Source organism: Bacteroidia bacterium (assembly GCA_019695265.1).
GTDB lineage: Bacteria > Bacteroidota > Bacteroidia > JAIBAJ01 > JAIBAJ01 > JAIBAJ01.
Window position 1 is genome coordinate 24,149 of the sequence record JAIBAJ010000005.1, and the last position, 23,042, is coordinate 47,190.

General features: G+C 41.6%; 17 protein-coding genes. 14 read left to right on the forward strand and 3 right to left on the reverse strand.

The features are described 5' to 3' along the window. Nucleotides 1-463: 463 nt before the first annotated feature. From K1X82_01735 to K1X82_01750, 4 genes are all read left to right on the forward strand, one after another. A complete protein-coding gene (locus K1X82_01735) occupies nt 464-4,864 on the forward strand; it encodes a hypothetical protein (protein ID MBX7180804.1) in 4,401 nt (1,466 codons plus the stop codon). A 318-nt stretch (nt 4,865-5,182) separates the two neighbouring features. Next, on the forward strand, nt 5,183-5,665 hold the full coding sequence (locus tag K1X82_01740; GenBank protein MBX7180805.1) for a GAF domain-containing protein: 483 nt from the start codon (nt 5,183-5,185) through the stop codon (nt 5,663-5,665). Beyond that, nucleotides 5,662-6,606, forward strand: a complete 945-nt coding sequence (locus tag K1X82_01745) for a hypothetical protein (GenBank protein ID MBX7180806.1) — start codon at nt 5,662-5,664, stop codon at nt 6,604-6,606. The genes K1X82_01740 and K1X82_01745 overlap by 4 nt, the downstream gene beginning before the upstream one ends. Next, nucleotides 6,599-7,303, forward strand: a complete 705-nt coding sequence (locus K1X82_01750; GenBank protein ID MBX7180807.1) for an ATP-binding cassette domain-containing protein — start codon at nt 6,599-6,601, stop codon at nt 7,301-7,303. The genes K1X82_01745 and K1X82_01750 overlap by 8 nt, the downstream gene beginning before the upstream one ends. A 169-nt stretch (nt 7,304-7,472) precedes the next feature. Here K1X82_01750 and K1X82_01755 read toward each other — a convergent pair whose 3' ends face one another. Further along, the gene (locus K1X82_01755; protein MBX7180808.1) at nt 7,473-8,126 is read right to left on the reverse strand and encodes a SprT-like domain-containing protein; all 654 of its coding nucleotides are present in this window, start codon (nt 8,124-8,126) and stop codon (nt 7,473-7,475) included. A gap of 213 nt (nt 8,127-8,339) precedes the next feature. Between K1X82_01755 and K1X82_01760 the strand changes: the two genes are divergently transcribed. From K1X82_01760 to K1X82_01785, 6 genes are all read left to right on the forward strand, one after another. After that, a complete protein-coding gene (locus K1X82_01760; GenBank protein ID MBX7180809.1) occupies nt 8,340-9,167 on the forward strand; it encodes a MotA/TolQ/ExbB proton channel family protein in 828 nt (275 codons plus the stop codon). 90 nt (nt 9,168-9,257) lie between these two features. Continuing rightward, entirely contained in the window at nt 9,258-9,878 is a 621-nt protein-coding gene (locus tag K1X82_01765) for a biopolymer transporter ExbD (GenBank protein ID MBX7180810.1), read from the forward strand. 94 nt (nt 9,879-9,972) lie between these two features. Then, nucleotides 9,973-10,602 carry a biopolymer transporter ExbD gene (locus K1X82_01770; GenBank protein ID MBX7180811.1) on the forward strand — a complete coding sequence of 210 codons (630 nt, stop codon included), beginning with the start codon at nt 9,973-9,975 and terminating at the stop codon, nt 10,600-10,602. A gap of 5 nt (nt 10,603-10,607) precedes the next feature. After that, nucleotides 10,608-11,420, forward strand: coding sequence for an energy transducer TonB (locus K1X82_01775; GenBank protein ID MBX7180812.1), 813 nt, complete (start codon nt 10,608-10,610; stop codon nt 11,418-11,420). 77 nt (nt 11,421-11,497) lie between these two features. Further along, entirely contained in the window at nt 11,498-13,096 is a 1,599-nt protein-coding gene (locus K1X82_01780) for a hypothetical protein (protein MBX7180813.1), read from the forward strand. A gap of 142 nt (nt 13,097-13,238) precedes the next feature. Beyond that, nucleotides 13,239-14,438, forward strand: coding sequence for a hypothetical protein (locus tag K1X82_01785; GenBank protein MBX7180814.1), 1,200 nt, complete (start codon nt 13,239-13,241; stop codon nt 14,436-14,438). A gap of 524 nt (nt 14,439-14,962) precedes the next feature. Here the strand turns inward: K1X82_01785 and K1X82_01790 are convergent. Beyond that, on the reverse strand, nt 14,963-17,353 hold the full coding sequence (locus K1X82_01790) for a TonB-dependent receptor (protein MBX7180815.1): 2,391 nt from the start codon (nt 17,351-17,353) through the stop codon (nt 14,963-14,965). Nucleotides 17,354-17,543: 190 nt separating this feature from the next. Here K1X82_01790 and K1X82_01795 point away from each other — a divergent pair, with 190 nt between their 5' ends. Beyond that, nucleotides 17,544-17,966: a hotdog fold thioesterase gene (locus K1X82_01795; protein MBX7180816.1), complete on the forward strand. Its 423-nt coding sequence runs from the start codon at nt 17,544-17,546 to the stop codon at nt 17,964-17,966. On the opposite strand, the gene K1X82_01800 is transcribed toward K1X82_01795, so the two are convergent. Then, entirely contained in the window at nt 17,963-19,102 is a 1,140-nt protein-coding gene (locus K1X82_01800; GenBank protein MBX7180817.1) for an endonuclease/exonuclease/phosphatase family protein, read from the reverse strand. The genes K1X82_01795 and K1X82_01800 overlap by 4 nt on opposite strands. A gap of 253 nt (nt 19,103-19,355) precedes the next feature. On the opposite strand from K1X82_01800, the gene K1X82_01805 reads away from it, so the two are divergent. Genes K1X82_01805 through K1X82_01815 form a run of 3 tightly spaced genes read left to right on the forward strand, consistent with a single transcriptional unit; the run spans nt 19,356 to nt 23,041 of the window. Next, the gene (locus K1X82_01805) at nt 19,356-20,672 is read left to right on the forward strand and encodes a TolC family protein (GenBank protein ID MBX7180818.1); all 1,317 of its coding nucleotides are present in this window, start codon (nt 19,356-19,358) and stop codon (nt 20,670-20,672) included. Continuing rightward, nucleotides 20,669-21,766, forward strand: a complete 1,098-nt coding sequence (locus K1X82_01810) for an efflux RND transporter periplasmic adaptor subunit (protein MBX7180819.1) — start codon at nt 20,669-20,671, stop codon at nt 21,764-21,766. The genes K1X82_01805 and K1X82_01810 overlap by 4 nt, the downstream gene beginning before the upstream one ends. A gap of 9 nt (nt 21,767-21,775) precedes the next feature. Further along, on the forward strand, nt 21,776-23,041 hold the full coding sequence (locus tag K1X82_01815; GenBank protein MBX7180820.1) for an ABC transporter permease: 1,266 nt from the start codon (nt 21,776-21,778) through the stop codon (nt 23,039-23,041). Nucleotide 23,042 lies beyond the last annotated feature (1 nt).

A 23,042-nucleotide genomic window follows, 5' to 3' on the forward strand; every position in this document is an offset into this window, starting at 1 on the left:
TATCGCCGCTACTCCTCACCCGAAAGTATTCGGGTTGCGGGGTAGCATGCTCTATCCCTGCCCGAACGGAACCTCTACCTTTGGGTATATTGTTCTTGGCATTTATCTTAAAAAGGTCTGTTTCAAATCTCCTGCCAATACTTTGTTCTCAACCTCTATTTACATTAATGATGTTCGGGTATAAAGTTAGAAATGCAAAATGATAAACTAACATGGCCAATCCCCTTTCTATATACTCCAAGTCAGGTTCAATGTAAATACCGCATTGCTAACTAACAAACCTGTTATACCAATCAATTGGGCTTAAAACGGGAATATTAAACCCTGCCAATCCCCTTGATTTCATTGGGTTTACCCAAACCGGGAACCTAATTTTAATACAATCCAAAAAAAAAATTATTCCATCCGTTATGGAATCCGTCCAACTAGGCATCTAAATACTGAAACCAAAACCTTCTTTATCATGCAACGATTTGGAAAATCCTTCTTGCCCATTGGCCTATTCGTTTTGGCAGTGGCACTTATTCTGGCTTTAAATGCCAATTCTATCTTTAATCCAACTTCCATTCGACACCTGTTTCCGGCAGTTGAAAATGAATTGATTCGAACCTTGAGGGAAAAACTCAATCGTTTGAATCAAACTCATCCGGAAGACCGCCTTTACCTGCAAACAGATAAAACATTTTATAGTCCGGGCGAAACCATCTGGTTCTCCGCCTTCCTTCGAAAAGGATCCGACTTTAGTGCTTCCGATAAAAGTGAAGTGATCCACCTTGAATTTTTAAACCCTGCAGGTGCAGTAGCAAAAAAACTGGATCTTATTGCTATCAACGGCCAAAGCCGTGGCGATTTGCTTATTGAAGAAGAACTACCCGGCGGCATCTATACCCTCAAAGCTTTTTCCAATTGGATGAAAAACGACTCCTCTTTTTTCGAAAAGAAAATTACGGTTCAGGAATTGGTTCTTCCTCGACTCAAAATGAAACTAGATTTCGAACGAGAAGGATTTGCCCCCGGCGAAGAAGTAGTTGCTAAACTTATCCTTGAATCCAACGAAAATAAAGCCCTGTCTAATCACTCCTTCCGGTTTAGCGTTTCGCTCGGTGGCAAAGAATTCATGAACAACCTATCCTCTACCGGAAACAATGGGGAAATGTTCATTCGCTTTCATTTGCCCGCTAAACTAAAAACCGGAGATGGTTTGCTCCTAGTCTCCCTCGACTACGAAGGCCAATCAGAAAGCATTAGCCGAAGCATACCTATTGTCCTGAACCAAGTAAAACTGGAACTATTTCCAGAAGGTGGTGACCTTATCCAAAACCTCGAAAGCCGTGTGGCCTTCCGGGCCAGAAACCATCGAGGAAAACCCACCGATATTAAAGGTAGGGTGGTTGACCAAAACGGTAAGGAAATCACCTCTTTCACCAGTTTTGCCAAAGGTTTGGGACATTTTAACCTTATTCCTGAACCCGGTAGAACTTATTTTGCCCAAATTACCTCGCCGGCATGCGATGACCGGGTAGAATTGCCTTCCGCTTTGTCTCAAGGTTTTGTTTTAAAAACCGGGGAGGCCCAAAACCTGGATCTTCCTATCCAAATCCTAAGTACCATTCCAACCAAAGCATCCCTCGTGGCTACCGTAAGAGGAAAAATATATTGGGCAACTGAAGTAGCTCTTGCCTCCGGAAACAACCAGGTTATCATGCCCCTTGATCAATTCCCGATGGGGGTTGCTCAAATAACCTTGTTCGATGCAAATGGAATTGAACGTTGTGAACGCCTGGCCTTTGTTAACCGCGACAAACAGCTTCGCCTGCATATACAAACCGATAAGGAAAAATACCTCCCCCGTGAAAAAGTGAAAATGACCATCTCCACTACCGACGCTAGTGGACTACCGGTTGCCTCCCAACTGGGTATATCGGTGGTAAACGACCAATTGCTCGCTTTCGCCGACGACAAACAACAGCATTTGCTGGCATCACTCTGCCTTCAATATGATATTAAAGAACCCATTGAAGAGCCTAATTTCTTCTTCGATACCAAAGAATCAAAAAGCCTTCGTGCCTTGGATTACCTCCTTCTAACCAGCGGTTGGAGGCGATTCTCGTGGAAAGAAATTAGAACTGAAACAGTTCCTCAATTTGGGTTTGAAGGGGAAAAAGCAGAAATCTATGGTAAAATCTTGGATGCTTATACCGGTAAACCCATTCAGGCCGCCTTTGTAAAACTGGTAGGAACTAAAACCACTACCCGAAGCGATGAAAATGGAACCTTCCGAATCAAAAAAGCCGATATCTCCTCCTTTAACCAGCTTGAAATACGAATGACTGATTACCAGGTGCTTACTGCAAACCTTACCCATCTGAACGACCAGGGTGTTTTGTACCTGAACTCAAATCGCCCTGTTGCTTTAATTAAAATGGTTGAAGCATGTGCTAATGTACCTATGGCTTTGGTAAAGCAGGATGAAGTAGATGCAGGTTTTGCAGATTTTAACTGGGATGTGGTAGAGGAAAAGCAATTAGCCAAAGTTCCAAATAAAGAAAGACAACCCGCCAGGGCTAAACCAGCACCTAAAAGAGCACAAGCCGATTCAATAATTTTCCGAAAAGGGGATGCTCTGGCCAAAAATAAAGCTAAAAAGGAATTTCAAAACGAGGATATGAAGGACATGGGAAAATGGTTCTTACCGCAAGAGGAGCCACCTATTCCTCAACAACCGGAATCCCACTTTGTCAGGGCCCGCCAATTCCCGGTTTCCAAACCCGAACCGCTTCAACCATCCGATGTAAGAACCGATTTCCGTTCCACCCTTTTCTTCGATGGTATGCTTGAAACCGACCGAAGCGGCAAAAAAACAATCGAATTCTATACCTCCGATGAAATCACTTCCTTCCGGATTACCGCCGAAGGTATCGGCGAAAACGGATTGCCCGGACGAACCGAACAAACCTTATTCACCCAGCTACCTCTCAGCATTTCAGCCAAAATCCCCACTAGCTGCATCCTGGGCGATGTGGTAGCTATCCCGGTTACCATTAAAAACAATTCCAACACCGGCTTGTCAGGCAAACTCAGCATTTCTGCACCCAAAGGCTTTAACATAAAGCATGAACCGGCCCTGACGCAAACCCTTGACGCAAACCAAGCCAAAACAATTTACCTTAACTACGAAGTAAGCGGCACCGCACAAACCGATAGCATCCGAATCTCCTTCCACTCTGCCTCCCATAGCGACCAACTTTGCCAAGCCATAAAAACCGAAGCCAAAGGTTTCCCAATGAGCTTAGCTTTCTCCGGCAAACAACTGGAAGCTGAACACGAGTTCGCCCTCTCCAACATCGTTTCGGGTAGCTTGCAAGTAAACCTCACCGCCTTCCCTTCCGTTGTTTCTGACCTGATGAAAGGGGTGGAAAGCATCCTCAACGAACCTTCCGGATGCTTCGAACAAACCAGTATGAGCAGCTACCCCAATGCCATGGTGCTCGATTACCTGAAAACCATTGATTCCCACGACGAAAAAATCCTTCAACGTGCAAACCAATTGCTCGACCAAGGCTATAAACGCCTCATCAGCTTCGAAACCAAACAAAAAGGCTACGAATGGTTTGGCTCCTCTCCCGGCCACGAAGCCCTTACCGCTTACGGACTTATGCAATTTAACGACATGAAAAATGTGTATGCCTCGGTCGATAACAGCATGGTTGACCGTACTGCAAATTGGCTCCTGGCTAAACGCAACGGTAAAGGTGGTTTTATGCGCAATGCCCAGGCACTCGATCAATTTGGCGCCGCAGACCAGGATATTACCGACGCCTACATCGTGTACGCCCTGTCCGAAGCAGGCTTCGCCAACCAACTAAAACTCGAATACCAAAAAAATGTAGAACATGCCATCACCTCCAAAGACCCTTACCTCATGGGTATGATGACCATGGCTGCCGTACAATCCAACGACCGTACCAATGCCGATAAACTCGCTAAATTGCTTGTTAACTCCCAGGAAAAAGACGGTAGCTGGAATGCAAAAAAACACAGCATCACCCGTAGCGGCGGATTAGGCCTGCGCATCGAAACTACTTCCCTAGCAATCATGGCACTTCTCGCCTACGACCAAGGCTTCAACGGCGAAATAAACAAAGCCGTGGAGTTTCTTATCAATAACCGAAATGCCTACGGTGGTTACGGAAGCAGCCAGGCAACCATACTTTCTCTAAAAGCGCTTACCCAATACGCCAAATTCAATAAAAAAGCCGGCGAAGACGGTACCATCGAACTCTTTGCCGACGGCCGCAAAATCGCCGAACAAGCCTATACCAAAAATACCAAAGATCCTATCCAATTCAAAAATCTGGAAAAGGAAATTAAACAAGGTAAAACCAAGTTTAAAATCAAGTACAAAGGTGTAAAAAATGCCTTGCCATATTCTCTCGCAATTACCTACCACTCCTCGCTTCCGGCCAGTAGCGACCAATGTGTTATCGGTATCGAAACATCCCTCGATGCCAAACAAATTTCCATGGGGCAAACCTGTCGTATGCACATCGAGTTGAGTAATCTTACCAACCAGGGTCAACCCAGTACCATGGCTATTATTGGTCTGCCAGCCGGTTTGTCGGCTCAACCCTGGCAATTAAAAGAGCTGATGGAAAAGCAAAGCTTCGACTACTATGAAATAAAAGGAAATAAGCTGTTTTTATACTATCGCCAAATGAAACCTAACGAGTCAAAATCCTTTAACCTAGACCTAAAAACCGAATTTCCCGGCACATTTTTGGCCCCGGCTTCCTCGGCGTATTTGTACTACACACCCGAGTTCAAATGCTGGAAAGCCCTAACTCCCATCACCATCATTCAATAGCTGTCGTGCGGTTGGTAAAGGGGGCATTCGAAAGGATGTTCCCCTTTTTTGTTTTTTGAAAACAATCGTTCATCCCCTGAAGAATCTCCTGCCCCGTTATCGCCCATAGTTTGCCGTAAAGGTGAATTGGTATTTCATTTTTTTATGGGTCGGCAAAGCTATTTGGCTCTACCGGGTTTAGCTTAATTTCTGTTTGCTTTCAAATAATCGGCATCAATTGCAGTCCCAGCCCTAGCTTCTTTTTCCCAATTCTTGCTAATTCTGTTTCCCGATTTAAAAAAAACTGGAATTTAGCCCCAAGTGTATGCTCGCTTTTCCATGGAAGAATTACTCCTAACCCAAACCGATAAAGAAAGCCGTTACCGGGAACTTTTACCCCAAATACAACACCTAATTGAGCCCGAAACCAACCTGGTGGCTAACCTAGCCAATGTGGCAGCAGCTCTTCACCAAGCTTTTCCTAATTGGTGGACCGGTTGGTACCTGGTTCACGATAACCAATTGGTGCTAGGACCCTTTCAAGGGCCAATTGCTTGCACCCGAATTAATTTCGGAAAAGGTGTTTGCGGCTCTGCCTGGAAACGTGGCGAAACCATCCTGGTTCCCAATGTAGATGAATTCCCCGGCCACATTGCTTGTAGCAGCTTGAGCAAATCGGAAATAGTGGTTCCTGTTTTTAAAAACAACCGGGTGGTTGCTGTGCTGGATGTTGACAGTGCCGAACTAGCTGCCTACGACCACATCGACGCCCTTTGGCTCGAAAAAATAGGCGAGCTAATAGCATCCAAATTTCCGGAATGAGAAACAGCATAAGCATTTTTCTTAGGCTAAGGTTTAAACAAGGCCTCCGCGAATTGCAAGCCACCGGAGGCTTGGGAATAATCTTAGCTTTGGTTTTAACCCTTGGTGGATTTTATTGGTACACTCAAAAATTACAAGAGGCCTGGCATTATGCCCTACTTCCGGGCTTAATATTGCTTTCCTTGCATTTTTCTCGTTCCGACCACCGCTTTCTTCAAATCAATTTTCATCCATTCAAATGTAAAATTTTACTTGCGGAATACCTCTTACTTTCACTACCGTTTGCCATAATTAACTTGGTTTATTACCTACCCGGGGCGTTAATTTTGCTTGTCTTAGCCGGTTTACTCCCTTTTATACCGCCACTCCCCAACCTTCGCACCCGATTTCACTTGCCCGGTATGCAATGGGTTCCAAATGCCTTTTTCGAATGGAAATCCGGATTAAGGCAAAACCCCATTTCTTGGTTATTGGTTTTGGTCGTACCCTTTCTGATGGTGGTACATCCTGCCTTTCCTATACTTGCCTGGGTTCTGGAACTATTAATCCTTACCTCCTTGTACAAAGAATGTGAAGATTGGCGCATGGTTCAACTGGACTATCAAAGTCCTTCCGCCTTGGTTTTTAAAAAATTCCTGCTTCATTTCTCCACTATTCTGGTTGTAAACCTTCCTTCCTTGCTTTTGTTTTCAATCCTTAACTCCGAGTATTACTGGGTTAGTTTAGTATTTACGGCCTTGTTGGCCTTTAACCTGTTTTATGGCTTGGTTTGCAAGTATGCCTTTTATCAACCCAATCGGGTGCAATCGCCTAATCAAATTTGGGTAAGCATCGGATTAATTTCCCTTTTGTTTCCACCGTTTTTGCCTTTACCTTTTATCATGTCCATTCGGTTCTACCGAAAAACCCTTTCCAACCTACAAATCTATTTCGATGCTTAGTGTGCAATCTTTACAGTTTGCTTATGGCGAACATACAGTATTAAAAGGCATTAACCTGGAATTAGAAACCGGGAAAATTCATGGAATTGCCGGATTAAACGGAAGTGGAAAAACAACCCTCCTTCAGTTAATTTACGGCTTACTTACACCCGATTCGGGAGAGGTTCAATTTCAAGGCCAACCGGTATCAAAAAACATCACCTCCTTTTTAGAAGCATCCAACTACTTCTACCACCGCCTAACCACCCGCGAAACCTTGGAATTATTTGCCATAGGAAATACAGGATTTGATGCAGCACCATGGTTAAACCTGTTTTCTTTAACCGGCGAAGAATTTACCGAAGACCTTTCCACCGGGATGCGCAAAAAACTAGCTATTTTAGCGGTACTAGCCCAACACAAAACCTTGCTGCTTTTAGATGAACCCTTCAATGGTTTAGATTTGGAAAGCGTTATGGTATTTAATCTGATTTTGGGCGAATTGCGCAAACAAGGAAAAACCATCCTAATTACTTCCCACATTTTAGACACCCTTATTGACAATTGCGATACCATCCATACCTGTTCAGATGGGGTTATTCTGCAATCGTATACACCGGAAGAATACGGCAAAATGAAGCAAGATTTTATAACCCAGGTTCAGGGTCAGGTAAAACACGACTTGGAAATTGTTTTTGGATCCGGAGCAGGCCGGTAGCTATACATTATTATACAGCAAAAAAAGGAAGCCTTGCACCAATAGGATTCAAATAATTGCTTAAATAACTAATAATGGATAGATTGGGTGTATTTCGGCAGACCCTACTTAGTTGAAAAATCGCCTTGGCCTTTCGTTGCAAAGGAGACATTCGGTAAAAAAATAAAGATCAAAATAGTCCGAGGTGTTTCACTTTTTCAAGAATATCCGGTGGCAACAGATGAGCTTCGGCCTGAGGATGAACCATATACCATTTATTAGAAACCACTTCCAGGCATTTAAAACGTTTGCGCATCAGGGCCCCTTTTCGAAAAATTCTGGGTGGCATTCCGAACAATTCCCCTTGGTTGACCATTTCAACGGTGCGAACAATTTTGGCATCATACCGCATCAAAACGGCATGCAGGGTATCGTCGTTGCAACTGCTTGCGCTCGGATTCTGGAGATAAAGTTGAAAGGCTTGCAACACATCGTCGGGGAAAATTTCGGTGTTAAGGAAAGGTTTTGACACCTCGGCGAAGGCTTTTTTCCACTGTTCTCCATGAGGTAAAACCTTGTTTTTGTGTTTTTCCCAGGTAAGGAGGTGTGCAATTTCGTGCAAAAGTGTAATTAAAAATTGGTAGGAATTTAGATTGCCATTTACTGAAATTCGGTGGTAATTTGCTTTGCCAAAAGGCGAACGGTAATCGCCATATTTAGTGGTTCGCGGATTAGTAATTAGCAGACTGAAGCCATGTTTCTCTTGCAGGAGGATAATCAAGTCCAATGCGGGTTCTGGAACATGTTTTATTAATATTTTCCGACTGTTTTCTTTCCAATCCATGGAGGTAAATCAACAAAGTTAGGTTCCACAAAATAAATGCAACAAAGTGGCGTTTACCACAGCGATGAGGACGGGCAAAATTCATAAAATTGTATTAGAAATGAAATTTTTCCATGTGAAATTTTTCCACAAACTCCGATACATTGAAAGGAAATTGTATTATTGCCGTCCTTTTTTAAATCTGCTTTAACTTTAATCTAAATTTTAAAAAAAATGGCTAACGCTGCAACTCCACAAAAGAAAGGTTCATTCAGCTCAATTTTTTCAACGCTGGTTATTCCTTTGGCTGTATTAACAGGTATTTTAATTTACATGTTTGTGATGGGAAATCCGTCCAACTTTGAGGACAATGATCCTACTAAACATCCGGTTCCAGATGGAGTTGGTCACGTTTTGGGATTGATTTACAAAGGTGGTACCATCGTACCGATTTTGTTATCTTTGATTTTGATGAACATAACTTTTTCTATTGAGCGTTTTATTGCGATTGCTTTAGCGGGAGGTAAACAATCATCTGAAGCATTTGTACACAAAGTAAAATCTTTGTTACACGGTGGACAAATTGATCAAGCCATTGCTGCATGTGATTTGCAAAAAGGTTCTTTGGCCAATGTTATTAAATCCAGCTTGCTTCGTTACAAAGAAGTAGAGAAAGATACCACCATGGACAAAGAGCAAAAAGTAACGGCTATTAAGCAAGAGGTTGAAGAAGCAACTTCATTGGAATTGCCGGGATTAGAGAAAAACTTAAGCATCATTGCTACGATGGCATCGGTATCAACTCTTATCGCTCTTTTGGGAACGGTATTAGGTATGATTCGTGCGTTCTCGGCTCTGGCAACTGCAGGTTCTCCTGACTCAGTAGCTCTTGCAAATGGTATCTCTGAGGCCCTTATCAATACGGCTCTTGGTATTGCCAATTCGGCTGTAGCGATTATTATGTACAACGTATTTACCAGTAAAATCGACGTTATTACTTATACCATCGACGAGGCAGGTTTCAGCATTGTACAAACATTTGAAGCTTCGCACAACAAGTAATTGTTTACCGGCCATCCGCAGCGGTGGCCGGCCATTTTTCCAATTAATTACTTATAAACCTTTGAAGAAAGGGTTTTAAACCAAGCAAAAATGCCAAAAGTAAAAGTACCTCGTAAGAGCACTTCGGTGGACATGACAGCGATGACGGACGTAGCGTTCCTGCTATTGACCTTCTTCATGTTGGCCACCAAGTTTAAGCCCGACGAGCCCATCATTGTGGATACCCCATCTTCAGTCTCCGAAATCGTACTTCCTGAACAGGATGTAATGATACTTTCGGTAGATGGAAATGGTAGGGTATTCTTTGGGATCGACGGACAATACAACCGGGAAGGACTTATCCAAAAAATGGCAGCACAACGCGGAGTAAGTTTTACTCCGGAGGAAATTAAACAGTTTTCTCTTGTGGACCAATTTGGAGTTCCATTTAATCAGCTAAAACAATACTTGGCTTTGAATGCCGATCAACGTTCTAAATTCAATAAAACTAGTCCGGGTATCCCAATGGATTCCCTTAACAATGAATTGGGCGATTGGATTTGGCAAGCCAGGTTAACCAATAACAATATCCGTGTAGCAATTAAAGGCGATATGGACACCCAATATCCTGTTATCAAACGCATCATTGAAGTAGTGCAGGATAAGAAAGTGAACCGTTTCAACTTTATTACCAGCATGGAAGCTGATCCACGTAAAACCGGAAGCGAATAAAATTTTAGAGATTTTGTTACGTTGATTTATGGAAATCAATTTCAACAAGCATCTCAAGTAAAAATAGTTTAATAACATTTAAAATCTAAATCCCATGGCAGAAATAGACGGCGGCGGCGGTGGTCACAAGAAAGGTGGCAAACCCCGTGGCAAGAAAATGAGCACCCGGGTGGACTTTACGCCCATGGTGGACCTTGGATTTCTTCTGATTACGTTTTTTATGCTTACCACTTCCATGAGTAAGCCTAAAACAATGGAGATTAACATGCCGGTAAAACCGGATAAACCATTGACAGAAGAAGAAACAACCAAATTTCCAAAAGATAGGGCCTTAACCTTGATTCTTGGTCCCCAAGGAAATATTTTCTATTATTCCGGTTTACCTGATAATCTTACCTTTGAAACAACCAACTTTGGAAAAGATGGAATCCGTAAGGTTCTATTGGAAAAGAACAGAAAGATTCATGATGCTTGTACAACCTTGAGGAAAGATTTCCAGGAAGGTAAAATCAATGAAGAGGAATACAAAAAAGGTATCAAAGAAGCAAAAGGTGATAAATCCGGTCCACTGGTTTTAATTAAACCTTCCGATAAATCGATTTACAAAAACATGATTGACATTCTCGATGAAATGCAGATCTGTGATATTGGGGTTTTTGCAGTGGTTGAGTTAAATGATATTGAAAAACAAGCTGTTGATGCAGCAGTACCAACTCAAAATTAAGCACCATGGCATCAAAAAATTCAATATTTTCCGACAACTGGGTTGATATCGTCTTTGAAGACCGCAACCAGGCTTACGGTGCTTATGAAATCCGTAAGAAAAATGGTAAAATTACAGGCCTAGCCTTACTTTTAGCCATCTTGTTCTTCACTTTTGTAGTGAGCTTGCCTGTTATTATTCGGGTTATCTCCGGCATTATTCCTGAAAAGCAGGATTTAAAAATGACCGAGGTTACTACCCTGGAAGAGCCACCACCCTTGGATAAAGAAGAACCACCACCACCACCGGCCGAACCACCACCTCCCCTTAAATCCACTGTACAATTTACCCCTCCGGTAATTGTTGAAGAAGTTCCTGAAGAAGAAACTCCTCCCACACAGGAAGAAATGAAGGAAGTGGATGCCGGAACTACCACTCAGGAAGGTGATGAAACCGGGGTTGATTTGAGCCTCTTGGAAACAGGGAAAGGCAATGAAGTAGTAGAAGAACCGGCACCTGTAGAAACCTTTAAAATCGTTGAACAACCACCGGTATTTCCAGGCGGTGATGCAGAATTGATGAAATACATCATGAAGTCAATTAAGTATCCTCCAATCGCTAAAGAAAATGGAATTACAGGTACCGTGTACGTAGAATTTGTGGTTGACCAAAATGGTGAAGTTGTTGATGTTCGCGTAGCACGTGGTGCCCAATCCAAAGACTTGGATACCGAAGCTGTACGTGTAATTAAATCACTTCCTAAATGGACTCCCGGTCGCCAAACCGGTAAAGCGGTTAGGGTGCAGTTTACCTTACCTATCCGTTTCGTACTTAACTAATTCGTAACTGATATCGAGAAAAGCCTCCGAACTTCGGGGGCTTTTTTCTTTTAATCAAACTCGTTACCTTCGCCTCTGTGAATACACGTTTGCTTCTTGGTATTGTTTTGCTCTGTTGTAGCCTTACAGCAAGTGCCCAGGAATTGTTTCTGCCACTTAATCACCAACTGTATTACCGTACCGAAGAATACCTAAACCTGATAAACGATAGTTCTAAGCAATTTTTTACTGCAATCAAACCCTATCGAATAGCAGATATGAATCGGGTAATGGATACCGATTCCATCCTGAGACGACGGTATAAACAATCCCGATTCGGTAAAACTTTTATCGGCCGTAAATTGCTTCACAAACATCTTTTGCAATTGGATTCTGCCAAGTTCAGTTTGGCGGTTTCTCCCTTGGTTAACTTGCAATATGGAAAGGATCTGGCGGTTAATCCTGCTCAAACCTATACCATCAACACTCGAGGATTGATGGTGCAAGGTACCATAGGAAAAACGGTTGCTTTCTACGCTGCTTATCTCGAAACCCAGTCTCAACTGTTCCCTTACCTGGCCGATTATGTTAAAAAATACCAGGTGGTTCCTAATTTTGGACGATACAAGCCTTTTAAAACCAATGGTTACGATTATGGTATAGCCTCCGGATATGTGAGTTGGTCTCCTATTCCCAAACTAAATATCCAGTTTGGAAATGACAAGAACTTCATAGGAGAAGGTTACCGCTCCTTTTTATTAAGTGACAATTCATTTAACTACCCCTTCTTAAAATTTACTGCCAACCTTTGGAAGCTCAAATATTATGTATTAATGGCCCAATTGCAAGATGGAATTACACAAGCCGATCCTCAACAACCCTTTGCAAAAAAATTCTTAAGTGTTCATTACCTGGGTTTCAATTTGGGAAAGCGTATTCAGATAGGAATTTTTGAAGGAACCATTTGGGAAGGAAAGAGTTTAGCCAAAGTCAGTTACAACTTCGCTAATCCAATCCTGTTTTCTTCTTGGGCACAAAATGGATTGGCTGGTCGAAACAATACCAATTTAGGCTTAAATGTAAAATTAAAGGTATTTAACCGTACCCATCTGTATGGTCAGTTTATGTTGGATGATTTAGGCGGTAGTACCCAACAAGATACGATACCAAGCTCTCCCAAATTTGCTTTTCAGGGCGGCTTAAAAATGTATGACTTCCTCTTTATTCGCAATTTCTTCTGGCAGGTAGAATTTAATCAATGTGCTCCGTATACCTATTCCTCCAATCGGGCAGGCAATGTTTGGAGCCATTACAATCAAAGTTTGACTCATCCGACAGGGGCAAATTTTAGAGAAGTGCTCAGCTTTTTATCTTATCGCTATGGCCGATTCTGGGTGGAAGCCAAAGGTTTATATTGCCAATATGGTAGAGATAGTATTGCCGGAATTAGTTTTGGACGTAGCATTTTTGATGGAGACCAGGGTGGAAAAGTTGGAAAGGCTTGGTTTCAAGGACAAAAGGCAAGTCTGGCCTATGCCGATTTCAGAATTGGATTTATTATTAATCCGGCCTATAACCTTAACATTCAAGTTGGAATTAATAACCGCTGGGAAAGCTATGGCTCTACAAATTCCAAAATCCAGTATTTCTATGCAGGCATTCAAACCAGCTTGTATAACCTGGTACAGGATTTCTGATTAAAATTATTTGTTAATTCGCTGCACTCCTTTTATAGCAAGACATTCAGCGCATATTTTTAGCAAAAATCGTATGGGTTTTAACAGCATGAAATAAAGTTTGGCACGCGAATTGGCTAAGTCATTTCAAAACTTAGAAATCATGAAACGATTTAGACTTTTAGCATTGGTTACCATCCTTACCGGAATACTTAGTTGGTGTCAGGTTGAAAAAACTCAAGCTCAATACAGCATCAATTTTCAAGTGTTTTATGACCAATTATCACCTTATGGCTATTGGATGCCTCACCCAAGTTATGGGTATGTTTGGATGCCACAGGCCGGACAAAACTTTAGACCCTATTATTCAGAAGGATATTGGATGTATACCGAAACCGGATGGTTCTGGAATTCAAATTATAACTGGGGTTGGGCAACCTTCCACTATGGTAGCTGGACCTACGACAACTATTACGGTTGGTTATGGATTCCAGGTTATGATTGGGCTCCGGCTTGGGTAGCCTGGGGAAGCTATGGTGGCAATTATGGTTGGGCACCCATGGGTCCTAATTATGGATACGCAACCAATTATTGTCCTCCGGTAAACTACTGGTGTTTTGTTCCTACACGTTATATCGGACAAAGACATTGGCATAACCACCACCACTATGTAGGAAATGGAAACTCCATCTATATGGGCAACAATGTTACTGTTAACAATGTAACCAACATTACCATTCTTAACAACAACTACTATAACAACAATACTAACAACACCTATTATGGTCACCGTTCAACACCGGTTGGACCTCCAAAAATGGAAGTGGAAAGAGCTAGTGGAGCTCGTATCAACACAGTTAGTGTAAGGGAAAGTACCCAACCCGGTCGTAGCAATGTTTCTCAAAACCAGGTGAGTATCTATAGACCAACCGTTGCCAAAGCCCCAACCCAAACTCGCCCAAGCAGTGTGGTAAATTACCAAGGTAGCCGCAGTGCTACTCCGGGTAGCATAGGAGTAAGAGAAGCTAACCAACAAAATACCCTTGCTTTACCTGCACAATCCAGAACTCAACAACCGGTTCAAGGTGCAGCTCCACAAGGAAGAATGGAAAATAACTACCAACGTCCTCAAAACACCCAAAACCTGGAAAGATCGAATGTGCAAGAAACACGTAAACCAAGCAACTCCAGAAATGCGGGTTACCAGGCTCCAAGCACTGTTCAAAGACAACAACCAAGCCAAGCGGTAAGAACCGAACAGCCAAGGACTCAACCGGGAAGAAGCGGTGCTACCAAAATGCAAACAGCAACACCAACCGAACCAACCGGAGGTAGAACCAACAACACCAAAGTTAAAAGGTAAACCCCGGACATATATAACCGAAAGCGGGAACTGTGTTAAAACGCAGTTCCCGCTTTTATTACCAATGTTATTTAATACCGAATGGACATTATGTTTAGTCCAATTTTATGTATTAATTTTATTCTTAAATTTTATTGAAAAAAAATTGGACTCTACCTTAGGTCCAATAGGCATAATTTATACCGATTGCAAATCTGTAATAGTCAAAAGATACGATTGATAAAGAATAGAATGGTTGAGGTTGCGCCTCGGGCAACGATAGAGGCAAGTAGCCCACAGGCTCACGCGGCGCTAGCCAAGTGGGCCGAGGACTACAGCCGATAGCGTGACCCGAACGCCTGTGCAGGGTGGTTATAAATTTGCAAAATGGTAGTTAGGCGGAGGGGGCCCGCATACTAGGAATTTTAAAAAATAAACAATCCTTACCAAAGACTTAAGCGGAATAACCTAGTCAAGCTATGAACCCGGCTTTTGTTGACTTGGATAGGACTACCCGGTGGGTTAAGGAAAAAGACTCTTTCGAATTAAAAACTATAAGTAATACCTAAGGTAGGAAGGATAGGCAATTGGTTCACACGTTTGTACCGAATTCGATCGAAATAAAAGATGTTTTCCCGGTTATACAAGTTGGTGCAACCCAAGGTAATACCAAGTTGGGAGTCGTTTTTGAAGACAAAGCGACGTTTAATGTTAAAGTCTAATCGGTGGTACCAAGGAAGTCTTTTAGTATTTAATTCCCCGTAAAGTATACCCATTGAACCATTGGAGGTATTGAAATTGGTATTGATGCCGTTGCCGGAGTTCAAATTTTCAAAATAACCCTGAGTAGGAGTTGTTGGAAAACCTGAACCCAGGTTCCAGCGAAAATCGATTTCCCAGGCCAGATCTTTACCAAAGTTATAGGAAGTAACAAAGTTTACGTTGTGTCTGCGGTCGAAAAAGGGGTTGTAATCGGTACGGAATTCATCGCTTCGTGTAACACGGCTTAGGCTATAACCTAACCAAACATACAAGCGTTTATACTCGTATTTGAATAATACGTCTAAACCATAGGCCTTACCGGTTTCAATGATAAAGTCTTTTTTCAATACATCCGGTTCGTCAGCATATACTTCGGTATCGTCAAATTGTTTGTCACGGTTTAAACTGGTAAGTTGGGTAAAGAGTTTGTAATAGCCTTCGATATTTAAGCTAACTCGTTCACCCAGATCAACTTCAAATCCGAAAATGTTGTGAATAGCTTTTTGCAGCCTTGATTTAATTTCTCTTCCTCTGTATTCGGAGGGCAAGTTATCACTACCGCTTAAGAAGCCATAAAACAAATTCACTACATCTCTATCGCTGTTGGCGCTGATTAAGTTTTGAGAATAAAAGCCGCCTGCATATTTAACCCTTAACCAATCGGTGATATTGTATTTGGCGCTAAGTCTGGGTTCCAAAGAAGCATTTCCGAGGGAGGCATAATAATGGAAACGGAAACTTGGGTCTAAAACCAGTTTACGAATATTGATTCTGTATTTAACAAAGGCTGCAATTTCGGTGGTACTTTCCTTTTGCTGAATGAAACGGTTTGCCGGAGTGAAATAGTTGAAATCGGTATTAAATCCTACCACTTCCAAGCCATATTTAATTTCGCTAGCCCGTTTAATTTGGGTAAAATTCAAACCTACATTAAATCCACTTATTTGGCTGGATCGATTTTGCAGGGTGGTTTCTGTTAGGTTAATTTTGTAATTTGAATACGAAATATTTCCGCTAATCAACACCGGTGCCGCTGCCGGAATCACTAAAAAGTCTGTTCCTGCACCATAGGAATTCCATTTAAAATTGGTTACTGCGCTGTAATTAACCTTATCGTTAAAAGAAAATCCATAGACATTGAACCTGGAACCATTGTTACTTTGGGTAGAAATTTTGGCATAGAAATCATTGAAACTATAGGGAATACCCAAACCGGTGGTGTCTTTACCTAAGTTAAAAGGTTTTGCCTTGGTATCATTAAAATTGTATTGGTACAAAAACTTAGAGGTTTGATCGAGGTAAGAGGTTTTAGCAGAAAGTAAAAAAGAGCTAAATCCGCTACCTTCTTTTTGTTTTTTAAAAGGGCCTTCAAACAATAATTTGGAGCCAAAGGTATTCACTGAAATCTTCCCACTTAGGTGTTTGCTATTACCATTCCGGGTGGTAATATCCATAATGGAAGAAATCCTACCTCCGTAATTGGCTGCAAAACCTCCCGTGTATACATCGGCATTGCGAATGATATCCGCATCAAACACAGAAAACAAACCTATGCTGTGAAACGGGTTGTATATAATCATACCATCCAGCAGAACCTTATTCTGAACAGGTGAACCTCCCCGGATATACAGTTGTCCGCCCTGATCACCAGTAAAGGTAACCCCCGGAAGAATTTGTAAATACTGAGCAAATTCAGGTTCTCCGCCAACAGAAGGCACTTTGGAAATTTCTTTTGGAGTGATTTTAGTAACCGAAACCTGGGTCAGAATTTTGGCATCCTGCTTTTCAGCACTTACCCTAATTTCTCCTAATTCTTTGGATTTAACAACTAAATACAATTTGACTGTTTTCAATTCACCTGCCTTTAGTTCAATCTCCTGAACGATGTCTTCGAATCCCATCACCTTTAGCACCAAGGTGTATTTGCCAGGAGCTAACTTATTGATACTAAAGTTACCATAGTTATCGGTTACAGAATAAATAGCAGTTCCTTGAATTTGAACTGCAGCACCAATGTAAGTTTCGTTGGTGCTTTTTTCATAAACAATACCTCGGATGGTTCCGGTATTTTGAGCCCATCCAATCAAGGAAAGAACTAAGAAAGAGAGTAAAAAGGCTAGTTTGCGCAACACGTTCTTTTGCAATAAGTCGGCAAAGATAAACGGGTTTTCCAATCAGTCTTGTTAAAGTTTGGGCTATCCTTTCAGTTGCAAGAATTATCTCAACAGCTTTTTCTACCTTGTTGCAGGATTCACATGGAGGATGGTGTTCCTGAAATACCGGCAAGTTTCTCTATTTCATAATTGTTCCCAAATTGAATGGTCATGCGAACCTTCCGTTTATTTTTGTCAAAATTTGGAACATATGATTTGGTTTGACAACTATACCATTGAAATGATTAAACAATTTAAGGCGGAGGATATGAATACCCACCTGGGAATTGAGTTTACTGAATTAACTCCGGATTCAATTTCAGCCAAGATGCCGGTTGATCACCGAACTCGTCAGCCTTTTGGTATATTGCACGGAGGGGCATCTGTTGTTTTAGCTGAAACTTTGGGAAGTACCGGAGCCGGACTGGTGGTGGATCCATTGAAATTTCGGTGTGTCGGACTTGAAATCAATGCTAATCATATCCGATCGGTAAAGGAAGGTTTTGTACATGGTACAGCCAAACCCGTCCATCTTGGCAAATCAACTCATGTATGGGCAATAGAAATAAAAAACGAAGAAGGCAAATTGGTTTGTACCTCGCGAATAACTATGGCCATTTTACCAATTGCTTAGTCTGATTCCGGTTTGGTTTTCAAATTTATTTTGGCCGAAATGGCGTGGTGGTCACTTAGTTCTTCCGGATGGGTTTCAAAAACAGTAGTTTCAAATTGAGGGTCATGTAAAATGAAATCAATCCGAAACGATGGAGCTGTGCCAACATAGGTTTGTCCTATACCTACCCCTTTTTGAATAAAAGCATCTTTTAAACCAGTCGATAGCCTGTTGTAAGTATAGGTGGTTGGGGAATCGTTAAAATCTCCGCAAACAATTACCGGATGCGGACTTTGAGCTATGTGGCTGGCAACAGTATCTGCTTCCCTTGCTCTAACCTTGGCAGCATTTCTTAATCTCCTGGCTAAATTCTTCCAGCCATTGGATTTTACATCAGATTTTCCATTGCCAACATCACTGATAAATTCGTAATCCTCTTTTTTCAATCGATTGCTTTCCAGGTGAAGGTTATAAACCCGAATGGTGTCTTCATTAATTAGTAAATCCGCAAAGCAAGCCGCATTCCCTCTCGAATCTTCAAACTCGAATCGACCTTTGTTAACAATAGGCCATCGACTGAAAACCATCATTCCATATCCGGTAAAAGGCTGTTTTAATACATACTTCTCAAAGTAGAAATGCTTGAGCCCATTTTGCTTCATAATCGAATCTAAGGTGATAAATTTGTCTTTGGGGCTATTAAAGAACTCCTGAAAACAAATGATATCAGGTTTTGCCGATTTTATCTGATCAAGTATTTTGTTTCGCTTTTCCCAGGGGTTGCGCCAATTATACCAATCAAACAAATGCACATTATACGATAAGACATTAATTCCGGGTGCAGCCAGAATCTCCTCTTCGGTTGGCGGCAGCCTGAATTGGATTAATCGATTGAAATGAATTAAACTAATCGATAAGCAAAGAATAGGAATTAATAATGGCCAACGCAATACAATTAGCCAATAAAGCAATACCACCAACTCCAAACCTGCCAGAATCGAAAATGCGGTAGCCAAAAACCAGGCGGGCCAAAAACTTAAAGGACTGATATAGGAAGATGCCATGGTCAACAACAATGCAGTGGAAATCAGCACACTGATAACCATCATAATTTTGTTGAATAAGGATAGCTTACGTTTCCCGGGGTTTTCTGACATACCTGCTTTCAGGCAACAAACATAGTTTATTTGTAGAAAACAACTTTTTCGAATTAAAACTTTCTGTCAACCTTGTTTCTGTTGGGAATTCTAAATTAATTCCCCTTGAATTTATTCTCCACCAACCTTAATCTAAGAGTCTTGATTTACCCAAAGTAGAAGGATTCCGTTTCCATGACTGGTATTTCCGCTTCGTTGTTAAATCATTTTTCAATCCAAGCCACGGACTTTCCTTTGCAGAAAATTTCCATACATGAAACATTGGATTTTGCTTATTTGGACGCTACTACTTACTACCTTTTCAGGAGTCGCACAAACCCGGCTCATCAGCCTGAAACAAACTTTGGACTTAGCTAAACAAAACAATCTGAACTTACAGTCGGCTCAAATTAGTGAACAATTGGCCAAGGTAGACCAACTTCTTTCCATTTCACAAGTGATGCCTCGTCTGAGTGCGGGAGGTTCCTTCGATTACTATACCAAAATGCCTGCACAGGTTATTCCAAATAAGCTTTTTGGAGGCGGAGAGGGTTATACGAAAGTGGCATTTGGATTGCCTTATGTAGCCTCAGGCAGTTTAGATTATTCCTGGCCATTGTTTCAAGCTGATAAATGGGCCGCTTTAAAAACAACCGCTCTAAAACGCAAACAGGCAGCTAATAATGCTGATTTGGCCTGGGAAAATGTAAAAATCAGTCTGATTCGGCTTTGGTACCAAACCGAAATGATTCAACAACTAATGGATCTAAACCTAGAGAATCAAACTATTGCCAACGAATTGAAAAATGCTGCGGAATCCAAATTCAAAAACGATGTAAGCAATCCTTCCGAATTTAATAGATCTTCTGTTCTGGTACTTGGCATCGAAGAAGCCTTGATAGCCAATCGCTTTGCACTGGGCAACAATTATGAAGCATTTAAATTGCTGCTTCATATTCCGGCTTCTGATTCAGTATTCCAGCAAAAGCCAGGCAAGGAGATTCAAACTTTACAAGCTACGGAAAGCCTGGGAAAAGATGCCGATCGCCCATTGCTTAAATTGAAAACCGTGGCTTACGAAGTTTCGAAAAGTCAATACCTGGAGCGACAACTTGCCAGACTGCCTAGGCTTTCAATCGGCGGTAGATATGTTTACCAGGCTCAAGATAGTAAGTTCTTTTCCAACAGCACCGTTTCTTTCGATTATAGTACCATCGGTTTGAAACTTGATTTCCCGATTTTTCAAGGTGGGGCTATACACCTGAGTGGACAAGCGGCAAAATGGCAAATACGAAGTGCAGAATTAGAAAAAGAAATAGCTTACGACCAATTGCAAAAGGAGCATCAAGATTGGTCCAATGAACTTAAACAGGCCATTGAAAAAGAAGGTATTCTGAAAAAGAAAATGGAACTGGCGGCAGAGAACCTTCGAATTGCCCTCGTTCGATACCAAGAAGGCTTAATGGGAATTGATGAATACTTCAATATATTTTATGAAAATTCAACTGCCCGAATTAACTTTTGGCAAAACCATTACAACGGAATACTTTACTCCAATTTGTTACAACTTAATTCATTCGAAAACCAATGAATACTAAATACCATCTGATTTGGTTGTCCTTTCTCGGACTTGCTGCTTGCAAAAACAAAAACCAAACCATTCGCCCTCAATTTCAACCTTTAACCGAAGCGGTGTATGCCTCCGGCGCACTGTATCCGGAACATGAATACAAAGTGCTGGCCAATATTGACGGCTACCTCGAACAAGCCTTTGTGGTGGAAGGGGATAGCATCTCCAAAGGACAAACCTTGTTTAAATTGAGTTCCCATACCCGTGATGCGCAACAAAATGCTTCAGCCAATATTTACCGAATTACCCAAGAAAACGCCAAGGAAAACGCTCCGGTATTTATGGATTTGAAATATAAAATTCAAACAGCTAAAACAAAACTATCCAACGATAGTGTTCAATACCTTCGCTATAAAAACCTCCTGGCCCAAAATGCCATTTCCAAAGCTGAATTCGAACGAATAGAACTCCAATTCAAAGCCTCCTCAAACGATTTAAATTCCTTAAAAGAACAATGGGCTCGTTTGAAAAATTCTACCTTCCTTGAACTTCAACAAGCTGAAAGCAATTACAAAGTTATAAGCCTTCAACAAGGCGATGAACAAGTAAAAAGCTTTATCCATGGTTTGGTATTCGAAATCTATAAACAAGTTGGAGATGCCATTAAACCCAACGAACCTATCGCATTGGTTGGTGAAAAAGATAAGTTTATGGCCAAATTAAGTGTGGATGAAAGTGATTTCGAAAAAATTAAAATTGGTCAAACAGCTTTCATCTCCCTCGATGCCTTTCCGGGGAAGGTGTATCAAGCCAAAGTGAATAAAATCTTTCCTAAACTGAACAAAGTAGAACAATCCTTTCGGGTGGATGTGGTATTTATTGACCCCTTGCCGGTAAAAATTTATGGGCTCAACCTGGAAGCCAACATTGTTGTTAATCAGGCTGAAAAGGTTCTAACCTTACCCAAGAAAGCCATACTTCCCGGCGATTCGGTACTGGTTCTTCAAGGCAAAGAGAAAAAAATGGTGAAAATTAAAAAAGGACTGGAAAACATGGAGTTTGTTCAAATACTCGAAGGCCTTAGTCCGGAAACCGATGTGGTGATTAATCAATAACAGGAAAATATGAGCTTAGCCCTATCCTTTTCGATTGCCAAAACCCACCTGCTTGCCCGTAAAAAGCAAAGCATTGTGGCTATGCTGGGTGTAACCTTTGGGATTTCTATGTTCCTGGTAATGATTAGCTTCATGACCGGAGTAAACCACTTTTTAAACGATTTAGCCTTGGACGGCTCTCCGCATATTCGACTTTACAACCCTGTAAAAACCGATAGGGTGGCAATTTTGGAAGAGCTTCAGAGAAAACAAGGTAAAACCAATGAATTGGTAGTGGTTCATCATCAACGACCCAAGAACGAATTACCTAAAATCTATAAGGGTATTCAAATTGCCAAAATCATTGAAAAAATGCCCAATGTGTATGGCGTTTCTCCACAGGTAACAACCCAGGTTTTCTATAACAACGGTCCTATTCAGATATCCGGAATGATCTGTGGTACCGATATCCTTAAAGAAAACAAACTCTATAACCTAACCAATAAAATGGAAACCGGATCCATCGAAGGACTACTCTTCAATCCGGAAGGAATCATTTTAGGAACCGGACTGGCAAAAAAAGTAAATGCAAAAATTGGTGACCGCATTAGCATCACCACTCCTTTCGGAAACACCTTGCTCCTAAAGGTTGTTGGAACATTTAGTTTTGGAATTGCCACGGTTGACGATACCCGAAGTTATGCTTCCCTCGCTACTGTGCAAAAAATCCTGCAACGCGATCCGGGTTATGTGACCGATATTCACTTAAAAATGAAAGATTATACCCAAGCCAAACCTTTTGCCAAACAACTCGAAAATATGTTTGGGTACAAAGCAGAAGATTGGGAAACAGCCAACGCTGCTTTCTTTGCCGGTGATAAGATTCGAAATGTTATGACCGCTGTAGTTTCTATTACCCTCCTGGTAGTTGCCGGTTTCGGTATCTACAACATCATGAATATGCATATCATCAATAAAATGAAAGATATTGCCATTTTAAAAGCTACCGGTTTCGAAGGACGCGACATAGTTACCATATTTTTACTCCAATCGATCATCATCGGTGTGTTGGGTGGAATTCTTGGTATTAGTATCGGCTACTTCTTTTGCTACCTCATCTCCATTACTCCTTTCCCGGAAGGCAGTATTCTGAAAATTGAAACCTTCCCGGTTAATTTCGACCCCATGTTTTATGCAGCAGGCGTATTTTTTGGATTCCTTACAACCCTCTTTGCCGGTTACTTCCCTTCCATCAAGGCAAGCAAAATCGATCCGGTTGAAATCTTAAGAGGTTAAC